This window comes from Rhodococcus sp. NJ-530 (assembly GCF_003860625.1).
Classification (GTDB): domain Bacteria; phylum Actinomycetota; class Actinomycetes; order Mycobacteriales; family Mycobacteriaceae; genus Rhodococcus_F; species Rhodococcus_F qingshengii.
Genome location: NZ_CP034152.1, coordinates 3,156,383 through 3,168,922, shown reverse-complemented (window position 1 = coordinate 3,168,922; position 12,540 = coordinate 3,156,383). Strand labels below are relative to the sequence as shown.

The window sequence follows — 12,540 nt, the reverse complement described above, 5'->3', positions numbered from 1 at the left end:
TCAGTGCCCCATGCCGAGTCCACCGTCGACGGGGATGACCGCACCCGAGACGTAGGCCGAATCGTCGGAGGCGAGGAAACTGACAACTGCTGCAACATCTTCCGGCTTTCCGGTCCGCTGCAACGGGATGAACTCGGTGGCCTTGTCCTTGACGTCGTCGCCCAGTGCTGCCGTCATGTCGGTCTCGATGAACCCGGGAGCGACGACGTTGGCGGTGATCGAACGTGAGCCGAGTTCCCTTGTCAGGGAACGAGCGATACCGACGATGCCTGCTTTGGACGCGGCGTAGTTGACCTGGCCGGCTTGTCCTGCCAGACCCACCACAGAGCCGAGGAAGATGAACCGTCCGAAACGCGCGCGCAGCATCGACCGGGTCGCACGCTTCGAGAGGCGGAACGTACCGGTGAGGTTCGCGTCGACGACGCTCGTGAACTGCTCTTCGCTCATTCGCATGATCAGTGTGTCGTCGGTGACGCCGGCATTGGCGACGATGACCTCGACCGGCCCCTGGTGCGCTTCGACCTCTTTGAACGCACGGTCGATCGACTGGGTGTCGGTGACGTCGCACACGACGCCGAACAACCCTTCGGGGACACCGGAACCGCGGTGCGTGACGGCTACCTTGTGGCCGTCTGCGGCGAGCCGCTGAGCGACGGCCAAGCCGATTCCGCGGTTACCGCCGGTGACGAGCACCGAGCGAGGTGTGGTGACGGTCCGTTCGGAAACCACTGTCGTGGGAGGGGTAGACATGGCGATCAACCTATCAATTCTCTGCGGGCCGCGTACCAGCGGTATTTGGACAATTCGGAACTGCTCTCGATCAGGGCAGACGCTGCCTGCGTACCAGGGCAATCGTCAGACCAGCGGTCGCGAACACGACGCCGAGGACCAACCACGGTCGACTCGCGTCTCCTCGTGTCGTCTCGAAACCGATCTGCTCTTCGAGCGTGTCGTACACCTGGCGCAGTTCTTCGAGGCTCGATGCCGTGAAGAAACTTCCGCCGGAAAGGTTGGCGATCTCCTTCAATGACGCGTCGTCGACCGGGACGGGGATTCGGTCTCCTTCGATCTCGACTCGCCCGTATGTCGTTCCGAAGGAAATGGTCGAGATCGGAACGCCCTTGTCCTTGGCCTGACGGGCAGCGGTGAATCCGCCCCGCGGATCGTCCGAGTTCTCGGGAACGGTCTGCTTACCGTCGGACAGCAACACGATGCGCGCCGGTGGCGCCTGGTCGCTGCCGCCGAGAACAGCCGACAGCGTGTCGATCGACTGCAACGAGGTGAAGATCGCTTCGCCCGTCGCCGTTCGCTCACTGAGCTTGAGGTTGTCGATGGCGACCTTCGTCGCGTCACGATTCGTGGTGGGCGACACCAGAACCGAAGCGGTCCCGGCAAATGCGACCAACCCGAGGTTGATGCCGGGAGTCAGACCGTCGGCGAACGACTTGGCAGCTTCCTGCGCTGCTGCCAATCGTGTCGGCTCGACGTCGGTGGCCTGCATCGACAGCGACACGTCGATCACGAGGATCACCGTGGCGCGGTTTCGCGGGACCTTCTTGTCTGCCGTCGGACCGGCAAGGGCGACGGTGAAGAACACCAATGCGATGACCATCAGAATCGCCGGAATATGACGCCACCGCCCGGGCCGCGAAGGCGCGACCTTCTCCAACAGTGCGAAGTTCGTGAACCGAAGTGTGTGCTTGGCTCGCTGCTTCTGCACGAGTACGTAACCGACCACCAACGCGGCGATGACAGCGAGGAACAGCAGCCACCACGGTGCGGTGAATTGAGAAAGACTCACGAACGAACGCCCCCAGTTCCGGCGCCGGCACCATAACTGTGTCGGCGTGCCGAGATGAATCTCACGACGTCGGCGATCCAGTCCCGATCGGTGTGCAGGGACATGAGCGGTGCGCCGCAACGACGTAGAGCTTGCCTGACCTCGACGCGGTGCTCGGCGGCGACTCTGGCGAAGTCGGCGCGCAGTTGCGGCGTCGTGGTGAATTCTCTGGTCCGGCCGGACTCGGGATCGTGGAGCACCACGTCACCCACGTCGGGCAGTTCGAGGTCTCGCGGATCGACCACTTCCACACCGAGCACGTCGTGCCGTCCTGAAATGGCGCGCAGCGAGCGTTCCCAGTCGATCGGTCCGAGGAAGTCGCTGATGACGACCGCGAGTCCGCGCCGACGCTGTGGGCGTCTGAGCGCTTCGATCGCGCCGACCAGATCACCGCGTACCCCGTCCGGCGCGTGCGGAGTCGTCGCGATCTTGCGGAGCATCGCCTGTGCGTGAATTCGCCCACCGCGGGCCGGAATTCGAGTTGTCTGTGCGCCGGTCGAGATGATGGCGCCGACGCGGTTACCGCCCGAACTGGTCAGGTGAGTGATGGCCGCGGCTGCGGCGACGACCAGGTCGCGCTTCTCGCATCCAGCGGTCCCGAAGTCGAGACTTGCGGACAAGTCGATGACGAGCCACGTCTCGAGCTCACGATCTGCGACAGACTGACGCACGTGTGGGTGCGTCGTCCGTGCGGTGACGGACCAGTCCATCTGCCGCACGTCGTCGCCCGGCTGGTACTCGCGGGCATCTCCCGGCTCCGAACCCGGACCGGGAATCAGGCCGAGATGATCGCCGTGCAGCACACCGTCCAGGCGGCGGCGAACCGTCAGCTCGAGGGTGCGCAGCGCAGCGGTGAGTTTCGGGTCGCTGAGCTCGCCGGATCGGAACGACGGCGGAGAACCGGTGGATCCGGCGGGTGTCGCCTGGCCACCGTCGCGGCCTTCGGTCACTGCGGGCGACTCATCGTCTCAGCGGTCGCGATCGGCGCGCCGTTGCCCTGCGGATTAGCTGTGCCCTGTGGGTTAGCTGTGCCCGGTGCGTTGAACTGCGGTGCTTGTGGTGCGCCCTGCTGGGGCGGACCGGGAACGGTGGGGACCGGCCGCGCGGCGATCTGCGGCAGTCCGACGGTCTGCAGCACCCGGGCGATGACGGCGTCGGGAGTCACCTCGTCGGCCATGGCGTCGTAGGAAAGAACGAGACGGTGACGCAACACGTCCGGGATCACCTCGATGACGTCCTGCGGCACTACGTAGTCGCGCCCGCGGACGAGAGCGAGGGCCCGCGACGCGGCGATGATGCCGAGCGTCGCGCGGGGTGAGGCGCCGTACGCGATCCAGCCTGCGACGTCCTCGAGTCCGACTTCACGCGGAGTACGCGTAGCGGCGATGACCCGGACAACGTAATCGACGAGCGCGTGGTGAACGAAGACGTTGCTGGCGACGCGTTGGAGCCTGACCAACTCCTCCGGACCGAGGATCTGGTGCGGCTCCGGCGCTGCCACGCCCATCCGGTAGACGATTTCGCGTTCTTCCTCCACTGTCGGGTAATCGACGAGGATCTTGAACAGGAAGCGGTCGCGCTGCGCTTCGGGGAGCGGGTAGACGCCCTCGTTCTCGATGGGGTTCTGCGTCGCCATCACCAGGAACGGATCGGGCATGTGGTACCGCTTGCCACCGATCGAGACGTGGCGTTCTGCCATCACCTCGAGGAGCGCGGACTGCACCTTGGCCGGGGCACGGTTGATCTCGTCGGCCAACACGAAGTTGGCGACGACGGGGCCGAGTTCGGTGTCGAACTCCTCGCGGCCCTGACGGTAGATGCGCGTGCCGATCAGGTCGGTGGGCACCAGGTCCGGGGTGAACTGGACGCGGGAGAACGAACCGCCGACGACCTTCGCGAAAGTCTCGACGGCCAGCGTCTTGGCGACACCGGGTACGCCTTCGAGGAGGACGTGCCCCTTGGCGAGAAGTCCGACGAGAATGCGCTCGACAAGCCGGTCCTGCCCGACGATGACTCGCTTGACCTCGTAAATCGCTCGTTCCAAGGTCTGAACGTCGGCTGCCAGGGAAGGTGCTGCTCCGTCCGCACTTCCACTCGCCTTGCTTACGTCGACCGTTCCGACCGAATCTTCACGTGAGGTCACCAAGAATCCATCGCTTTCACCTAGAAAAGTACCGACAGTAACGTGTTCCCCGTCAACTATTCCAGGTAGTTGCGCTCGATGCCGTAACACCACGTCGGGAACTTGATACTTCCCTGACAATGCGGGTGTCAGCGGCATTTCCTCTGACGGTCAGGACACCAGTCGGACGGCGTACGGCGTCATTCCGCCCCACCGAACCGGTGAGACCATGACACTCGAACCGGATTGTGGTGCCTCGAGCATCTGACCGTTACCGAGGTAGAGCGCCACGTGTTGGCTGGCGTTGGGGCCGTAGAAGATCATGTCGCCGCGCTTCATCTCCGAAGACGGAACCTGAGTGCCTGCGGTGTACTGGTAGCCGGTGTAGTGCGGCAGCGAGATCCCGATGCCGGCAAAGGCATAAATCATCAAGCCGGAGCAGTCGAACCCGACCTTGTTGAAGTCGCCGTAACTGTCAGCGACGCCGCCGTCACGGATGCCTCGCGTCGGTCCGTTCTCGTCGCCGCCGCCCCAGGCATACTGCACGCCTAGCTGAGACATTCCGCGGTCGATGACGGATTCGATTGCAGCGCTTCCGGTAACGGAAGGCTTCGGAGTGGTGGGTTTCGGCGTCGTCGGCTTCGGGGTGGTGGGCTTGGGCGTCGTGACCGTTTCCTCGTCGGTGCCGGTCTCTTCGTCCGTGCCTGTTTCCTCGTCGGTCCCTGTTTCTTCGTCAGTCCAGGTGTCGTCGTCGTCCGGGATGACGGTCGGAGTCGGGTCTTCGACCGCGGTGTGCGGACGCTGGGCCGCTGCCAGTGCGGCAGCTCGATCCTTGGCTGCCTGGTCGGCTGCGGCACGGGCGGCGGCCTGAGCGGCCGCTTCCTTGGCCGCGGCTTCGAGAGCCTTCTGATGAGCTTCCTCGGCACGGCGCTGTTCGTCCCAGGTCGCGTATGCCTGGCGTTGACCCTGCAAGCCGGCGACGGCGTTGCGGGCGGCGTCGAGCTGAGCCTGGGCAGAGTTGCGCTCGGCTTCGATCGCGGCCTTCTTGGCTACCTGCTGATCGAGAGCGTTGCGCGCGATCTGAATCGCCTGCTCCGCCAGATCCTTCAGCTGCGCGGCGACCTCGGCGGCGGCATCGGCCTGCTGCTTGGCCTGGCGGGTCGCGGAATCCTTGTTCGCCTGCTCGGTACGTGCTCGCTGGAGACCGTCGAGCACTGCACTCTGCGTATTGGCGAGAAGCTTGAGGACCTGCGCGCGGTCGAGAACGTCGCCAGGACCCTTGGCGTCGAGGAACGACGAGATCGACGCAGTATTGGTGCCCTTGACGTAGCTCGAGCGTGCGTACTTGTCGAAGTCCGTCTGAGCGACCTCGATCTGCGCCGACGCGTCCTTCAGAGCTTGTTTCGTGACTCCGACGGCCTGCGCTGCGGAGTCTGCGGCGCCGCGAGCGTTCTGCAGATCCACGAGAGTCTTGTTGACGTCTTCACGCTTGATCGCAACTTCGTTGTCGAGTGCCGACAACTGTTCGTTTGCCGATGCGACTTGATTGATGAGCGCGCTGACGGTGCCGACGCTCGACGAGACCTGCGAATCTGCCGCGGCGATATCCGAGTCACTCGGATTCGGCGGCGGTGGCGGTACGGCCGAGGACATGGCCGGCGTCCCGACGATCAGGGATCCGACGACGCCGAATCCGATGACCAGTTGCGCCAGGCGCATCGATTTACGGGAAGGACCACGACGGGACTCGCCGCCACGTGTTACTTGCCTCACAAATAACTCTCCCTCGCGTGTAACGCCACGGCCCGCTGGGTCGCCGATCCGTGCGGGGAGGGAATGCGCAGACCAAGCACCGGTCGCCCACAGCCCGAGAGCTGCTCGTCGACCTGGACGTGCCGTACGAACGCCACCGTCGACACCTCGAGAACGAGGCAACCGACAAGTACGCGTCGAACAACATCAGCCCGTCTGCGACACTTCTTCCCCAAAAAGTGCCAGTTGTACCGTACGACACTCAAGCGTTCTTTGGAAACTTTAGCCACAAATAACACAAACGGTATTTGAGCTGGTCGAATGGCATGCAGGCACCAAAAAGGGCAGGTACTCACCGCAAACAGCAGTGAGTACCTGTTTTCGACGAGTTACTGAAAATCTCGCAAGAGGACCAAGGTCAGACGGAATCGGCCCGGTGGTCGGATGGTGCTGGTGTTTCCGAAGTCGAGGCGATATGTCTGGTTTGCGCGTTTTCTGGCTCTCGCCGCCACTTGACGGCAAAGGTAATTCCGGCAATAACCGCCACCACTGCGATGACAAGGACCGTGTAAAGCGTCCACGGCGGACCTGGCGCCACGATCTCGTGCGAGAAGCGGTCCGCGGTCACGCTTGCGCTTTCGCCGAAAGATCGGTCCTGTGCAGTTTCGAGCTGCACTCGACTGATCGAATCGCTGTAGCTACCCATCCAGTCAGGGCTCAGAACGAGAACCGTTCCGCCTTCTGTTTTGCCGACCGTCGTGGCCAGGTCTCTAAGATCGGACGGCCGGCCCGGATTTGCGTCGACTACTACGACGCTCAAGTCGACACCACGTTCACGAGCGTCGGTCACCACCGCGGTCAGCCCCGCAACATCATCCGCGGGGGCGGAGACGCCGTCCGTCGAAATGTCCGCGAGCACGTCGTCGAGATCGACGTCCGACGGAACAGCGACGTGCAACGGGGACTTCACGTGCACAGGCGCAAAAGCGTGATTTGTAGGAGCAGACATCTCTCATCCGGGTGCTGTTCGGATTCCGTCCACCGCTGAGATGCGGGGAGTTCTTCCGAGGTCGTTTTTCGGCGGCCGACCCGCGACGGGCCTGCATGCACCCTACTTCAGGTCGACTGCCACCAGGCGTCACACACAACCGCCGCGCGTGCCGCCCGAGCGGTAGCTGTGGGTGCGGTCACCCAGCCAAGCCTGCGTTGCGCAGGCCCGCAGTCTGCATGAAGATTGTTTCGGTCAACTTGCCCTGAATTCTCACAGGACAAGCGTACTGTTAGACTTGGACCAAGAGGTACCACCGGTCAGGACAGGTTCTACTGCAGCTCCGATGTTCGGACAGTTCTCACGCGAACTGTGCGATTGGCGTGAGCTACGGAGGATCTTCCCGGCCGAAGTACCTCGCTTCAGCTGCCGACACAGCCCCGTCGGTAGCGACCCTCATAGACGAGTGGAGCAGACGTGAGCACCAGTATCGATTCATTCGGAGCCAAGGGAACCCTCGAGGTCGGTGAGAACTCTTACGAGATCTTCCGCCTCTCGGCCGTCCCCGGCACCGAGAAATTGCCCTATTCCTTGAAGGTTCTCGCCGAGAACCTTCTCCGCACCGAAGACGGCGCCAACATCACCGCGGATCACATCCGCGCAATCGCAAGCTGGGATCCCTCAGCCGAGCCGAGCATCGAAATCCAGTTCACGCCTGCCCGCGTGATCATGCAGGACTTCACCGGCGTTCCTTGCATCGTCGACCTCGCCACCATGCGTGAGGCCGTCACCACCCTCGGCGGCGACCCGAACAAGGTCAACCCGCTCTCCCCGCCGACATGGTCATCGACCACTCGGTCATCCTCGACGTCTTCGGCCAGGCCGACGCACTCGAGCGCAACGTCGACCTCGAATACGAGCGCAACGGCGAGCGTTACCAGTTCCTCCGTTGGGGCCAGGGCGCATTCGACGACTTCAAGGTCGTCCCCCGGGAATGGGCATCGTTCACCAGGTCAACATCGAGTACCTGGCACCCACCGTCATGTCGCGTAACGGACAGGCATACCCCGACACCTGTGTCGGCACCGACTCGCACACCACGATGGTCAACGGCCTCGGCGTGCTCGGCTGGGGCGTCGGCGGCATCGAGGCCGAGGCAGCAATGCTCGGCCAGCCCGTCTCCATGCTGATCCCCCGCGTCGTCGGATTCAAGCTCTCCGGTGAGATCAAGCCCGGCGTCACCGCAACCGACGTCGTGCTCACCGCCACCGAGATGCTCCGTAAGCACGGCGTCGTCGGCAAGTTCGTCGAGTTCTACGGCAACGGTGTTGCCGAGGTTCCGCTCGCGAACCGCGCGACGCTGGGCAACATGAGCCCCGAATTCGGTTCCACCGCAGCGATCTTCCCGATCGATGCCGAGACCATCGAATACCTGCGCCTCACCGGCCGCAGCGACGAGCAGCTCGCTCTCGTCGAGGCGTACGCCAAGGAACAGGGCCTGTGGCACAACCCCGACAAGGAACCCGTCTTCTCGGAGTACATCGAGCTGGATCTGGGAACCGTTGTTCCCTCGATCGCCGGCCCGAAGCGCCCGCAGGACCGAATCCTGTTGTCGGAGTCCAAGACTGCGTTCCGCAAGGACATCCACAACTACGTGGAAGAGAACCACCCGACCGAGCACACCCAGCTCGACGAGGCCGTCGAAGAGTCCTTCCCGGCTTCCGATCCCGCGGTTCTGTCGTTTGCCGACGACGGAGCGGTCGACGTTCTCTCTGCTGCCAACGGTGCAGAAGGCCGTCCGAGCAAGCCGGTCGTCGTCAAGTCCGACGCCGGTGAGTTCGTTCTCGACCACGGCGCCGTCGTCGTTGCAGGTATCACCTCCTGCACCAACACGTCCAACCCGTCGGTCATGCTCGGTGCTGCACTGCTCGCACGCAACGCCGTCGAGAAGGGCCTCGCCACCAAGCCGTGGGTCAAGACCAACATGGCTCCCGGTTCGCAGGTCGTCACCGATTACTACGAGAAGGCCGGCCTGTGGCCGTACCTCGAGAAGCTCGGTTACTACCTCGGCGGTTACGGCTGCACCACGTGCATCGGTAACACCGGACCGCTGCCCGAGGCAGTCTCGAAGGCCATCAACGACAACGACCTCTCGGTCACCGCGGTGCTCTCGGGTAACCGTAACTTCGAGGGACGTATCTCCCCCGACGTCAAGATGAACTACCTGGCTTCCCCGCCGCTCGTGATTGCCTACGGCCTCGCCGGAACCATGGACTTCGACTTCGAGACCGATTCGCTCGGTAACGACACCGACGGAAACCCCGTCTACCTCAAGGACATCTGGCCGTCCACGCAGGAAATCGAAGAGACCATCAAGTCCTCGATCGACCAGGACATGTTCCGCAAGTCGTACGCAACCATCTTTGCGGGCGACAGCCGCTGGCAGAACCTCGAAACCCCGAAGGGTGACACCTTCGAGTGGGACGAGAACTCCACCTACGTGCGGAAGCCACCTTACTTCGACGGCATGACGATGGATCCGGCTCCGGTCAAGGACATCAAGGGCGCTCGCGTCCTCGCACTGCTCGGCGACTCGGTCACCACCGACCACATCAGCCCGGCAGGTCCGATCAAGGTCGGCACCCCCGCTGCGCAGTACCTCGACTCCCATGGCGTCGAGCGTGCGGATTACAACTCGCTCGGCTCGCGTCGCGGTAACCACGAGGTCATGATTCGCGGAACGTTCGCGAACATCCGTCTGCGCAACCAGCTCCTCGACGACGTCTCGGGTGGTTACACCCGCGACTTCACGCAGGAAGGCGCACCGCAGGCATTCATCTACGACGCGTCGCAGAACTACCAGGCAGCCGGCATCCCGCTGGTCGTCCTGGGCGGCAAGGAGTACGGCTCCGGATCCTCGCGTGACTGGGCAGCCAAGGGCACGAGCCTGCTCGGCGTCAAGGCCGTCATCACCGAGTCGTTCGAGCGCATCCACCGCTCCAACCTGATCGGCATGGGCGTTGTCCCGCTGCAGTTCCCGGTCGGCGAGTCCGCAGGTTCGCTCAAGCTCGACGGCACCGAGACCTTCGACATCGAAGGTGTCGAGAAGCTCAACGAGGGCGTCACCCCGAAGACCATGAAGGTCACGGCGACGCGCGAGAACGGCGAGAAGGTCGTGTTCGACGCAGTCGTACGCATCGACACCCCCGGCGAAGCGGATTACTACCGCAACGGTGGCATCCTGCAGTACGTGCTTCGCAACATGATCCGCGGCTAGTAGGCACTACGTGCCTGTGAGCACTTTCGGCCCCTGACGGGTCACAAAGCGCTCACGACCACTTTCGCCGGAAGGCGAACCAGGTTTCATCGGTGGTCGTGAGCGCTTTGTGCACTGAGTCGACAGTCAGCGCCTACGGCCGAAAGTGTTCACAGGCAACCGACAAAGGAGGGATGCCCGTGCCCAAGGTCAGTGAAGACCATCTCGCGGCACGGCGCAGTCAGATCCTTGACGGCGCCCGCCGCTGCTTTGCGGAATACGGCTACGACGGCGCCACAGTTCGCCGTCTCGAAGAAGTCACCGGTTTGTCCCGCGGAGCGATCTTCCATCACTTCAAGGACAAGGACGGCCTGTTCCTCGCTCTCGCAAGCGAGGATGCGAGCCGGATGGCAGATGTCGTCGCCGAAGAGGGCCTCGTCCAGGTCATGCGGGACATGCTCGCGCAGCCCGACCAATTCGATTGGCTGGGAACGCGACTGGAGATAGCGCGTCGACTGCGCAACGACGCCGATTTCCGCGAGAAGTGGTCGCAGCGCTCCGTAGAACTGACGGAAGCGACCAGTGCGCGCCTCGCCAGACAGAAATCGGCCGGTCGGCTCCGTGACGACGTTCCCACCGAAATTCTGATCGGATACCTGGATCTGGTGATGGACGGCCTGGTCGCGAGAATCGCCTCCGGCCACGGCGTCGACAACCTGTCAGCGGTTCTCGATCTGGTCGAGGAATCGGTGCGGCGGAGAGATTGAGGGGCTTCGCCCCTGTGCGCCTTTTGGTAGTTCCCACTACCAAAAAGGCGCACAGGGGGTTATGCGAGCTGGATCAGCTCGAGGTATTCCTGCGACCAGTGGTCCTCGTTGCCGTCGGGCAGGAGGATGACTCGCTCGGGGTTGAGTGCCTCGGCAGCACCCGGATCGTGGGTGACCAGGACGACGGCACCGGTGTAGCTGCGGAGCGCATCGAGCACCTGCTCGCGCGAGATCGGGTCCAGGTTGTTGGTGGGCTCGTCGAGAAGCAGAACGTTGGCAGCCGAAGACACCAGACCGGCCAGAGCCAAACGCGTCTTCTCACCACCCGAGAGCGTTCCGGCCGGCTGTTCGAGCTGCGGGCCGGTGAACATGAAGGCACCGAGCAGCGAACGCAGTTCCTGCTCCCCTGTGTCCGGCGCGGCGTGGCGGATGTTCTCCCACACGGACGCGTCGTCGTCGAGGGTGTCGTGCTCCTGAGCGAAGTAGCCGACCTTGAGTCCGTGACCGGCGATCAGCTCACCAGCGTCCGCCTTCTCCGCGCCCGCGAGGATGCGGAGCAGCGTGGTCTTACCTGCACCGTTGAGTCCGAGGATAACCACACGAGACCCACGATCGATCGCGAGATCGACACCGGTGAAGATCTCGAGCGAGCCGTACACCTTGGTGAGGTTCTTGCCCATCAGCGGAGTCTTGCCACAAGCGGCGGGTTCGGGGAAACGAATCCGCGCAACCTTGTCCGAGACACGTTCGGCATCGAGGTTCGCCATCAATTTGTCGGCTCGCTTGGCCATGTTCTGAGCCGCGACGGCCTTGGTTGCCTTTGCGCCCATCTTGGCGGCCTGAATCCGCAGCGCACCGGCCTTCTTCTCGGCGTTGGCGCGCTCACGGCGACGACGCTGCTCGTCCGTGGCACGAGCGTCGAGGTACTTCTTCCAGTTCATGTTGTAGACGTCGGCCTCACCGCGGACGGCATCGAGGAACCACACGCGGTTGACGACGTCGTTGAGCAGGTCGACGTCGTGGCTGATGACCACCAGTCCACCCTCGTGGTTCTGGAGGAAGCCACGCAGCCAGGTGATGGAGTCGGCGTCGAGGTGGTTGGTGGGCTCGTCGAGCAGCAGAGTCGTGTCCGAGCGGGCACCGCTGCCGTCGGAGGCGGCGAAGAGGATGCGCGCCAATTCGACGCGACGACGCTGACCGCCGGACAGCGTGCTGAGCGGCTGCCCGAGAATGCGGTCTTCGAGACCGAGGCTGCTGGTGATGCGTGCAGCTTCACTCTCGGCTTCGTATCCGCCGAGGGCCGAGAACCGATCCTCGAGCTGACCGTACTTCTTGACCGCGCGGTCCTGCGATTCCTGATCGAGCACCTCGCCCATCAGAATCTGCTGCTTCTCCATCTCGCGGAGCATCGTGTCGAGGCCACGTGCGGAGAGAACCCGGTCCTTGGCGAGGACGCTCAGGTCGCCCTCTTTGGGGTCCTGCGGGAGGTATCCGAGTTCACCGGTACGTACGACGCTTCCCGCATATGCCTCACCTTCGCCGGCGAGGATGCGCAGTGTGGTCGTCTTTCCGGCTCCGTTACGTCCGACGAGTCCGATCCGGTCGCCCGGCTGGATGCGCAACGAAGGCCCGGGAGCCGTGAGAAGGGTGCGGACACCGGCACGAACTTCGAGGTCAGTGGCGGTAATCAAGCAAACTCCTCAGGAAAAACGACGAATACGGGTAAACAATGCCTGACTACAGACACAAGAACTATCGATTTTACCGTGACCTGACGGTCGTTCCGACCAGCAGCGTGTGAGTCCGCTAACGTTC

General features: G+C 63.4%; 8 protein-coding genes and 1 pseudogene. 2 read left to right on the top strand and 7 right to left on the bottom strand.

Annotated elements, in window-relative coordinates:
- The 6 genes from fabG1 to EHW12_RS14910 all read right to left on the bottom strand — a co-directional run bounded on the left by fabG1 (nt 1) and on the right by EHW12_RS14910 (nt 6,723).
- Nucleotides 1–750, bottom strand: a complete 750-nt coding sequence (gene fabG1 / locus EHW12_RS14935) for a 3-oxoacyl-ACP reductase FabG1 (protein ID WP_081557866.1) — start codon at nt 748–750, stop codon at nt 1–3.
- Nucleotides 751–820: 70 nt separating this feature from the next.
- Complete coding sequence (locus tag EHW12_RS14930; RefSeq protein WP_003944878.1) at nt 821–1,801, bottom strand: VWA domain-containing protein; 981 nt, start codon at nt 1,799–1,801, stop codon at nt 821–823.
- The gene (locus EHW12_RS14925) at nt 1,798–2,790 is read right to left on the bottom strand and encodes a DUF58 domain-containing protein (RefSeq protein WP_003944991.1); all 993 of its coding nucleotides are present in this window, start codon (nt 2,788–2,790) and stop codon (nt 1,798–1,800) included. Before EHW12_RS14925 ends, EHW12_RS14930 begins: the two co-directional genes overlap by 4 nt.
- The gene (locus EHW12_RS14920) at nt 2,787–3,905 is read right to left on the bottom strand and encodes a MoxR family ATPase (protein ID WP_223304533.1); all 1,119 of its coding nucleotides are present in this window, start codon (nt 3,903–3,905) and stop codon (nt 2,787–2,789) included. The genes EHW12_RS14925 and EHW12_RS14920 overlap by 4 nt, the downstream gene beginning before the upstream one ends.
- A 228-nt stretch (nt 3,906–4,133) precedes the next feature.
- Nucleotides 4,134–5,681: an NlpC/P60 family protein gene (locus tag EHW12_RS14915; RefSeq protein ID WP_003944866.1), complete on the bottom strand. Its 1,548-nt coding sequence runs from the start codon at nt 5,679–5,681 to the stop codon at nt 4,134–4,136.
- 451 nt (nt 5,682–6,132) lie between these two features.
- The gene (locus tag EHW12_RS14910; protein ID WP_021332993.1) at nt 6,133–6,723 is read right to left on the bottom strand and encodes a DUF6676 family protein; all 591 of its coding nucleotides are present in this window, start codon (nt 6,721–6,723) and stop codon (nt 6,133–6,135) included.
- A gap of 456 nt (nt 6,724–7,179) precedes the next feature.
- Between EHW12_RS14910 and acnA the strand changes: the two are divergent.
- Nucleotides 7,180–9,979: pseudogene (gene acnA / locus EHW12_RS14905) on the top strand (aconitate hydratase AcnA).
- A 179-nt stretch (nt 9,980–10,158) separates the two neighbouring features.
- The gene (locus EHW12_RS14900) at nt 10,159–10,725 is read left to right on the top strand and encodes a TetR/AcrR family transcriptional regulator (protein WP_003944970.1); all 567 of its coding nucleotides are present in this window, start codon (nt 10,159–10,161) and stop codon (nt 10,723–10,725) included.
- Between the two features lie 59 nt (nt 10,726–10,784).
- Here EHW12_RS14900 and EHW12_RS14895 read toward each other — a convergent pair whose 3' ends face one another.
- Nucleotides 10,785–12,416, bottom strand: coding sequence for an ABC-F family ATP-binding cassette domain-containing protein (locus tag EHW12_RS14895; RefSeq protein ID WP_003944932.1), 1,632 nt, complete (start codon nt 12,414–12,416; stop codon nt 10,785–10,787).
- Nucleotides 12,417–12,540: the final 124 nt, after the last annotated feature.

Excerpts from the sequence above, each read along its gene's own strand:
- EHW12_RS14915 (WP_003944866.1), bottom strand. The coding sequence starts at position 5,681 with ATGCGCCTGGCGCAACTGGTCATCGGATTCGGCGTCGTCGGATCCCTG.
- EHW12_RS14910 (WP_021332993.1), bottom strand. The coding sequence starts at position 6,723 with ATGTCTGCTCCTACAAATCACGCTTTTGCGCCTGTGCACGTGAAGTCC.
- fabG1 (WP_081557866.1), bottom strand. The coding sequence starts at position 750 with ATGTCTACCCCTCCCACGACAGTGGTTTCCGAACGGACCGTCACCACA.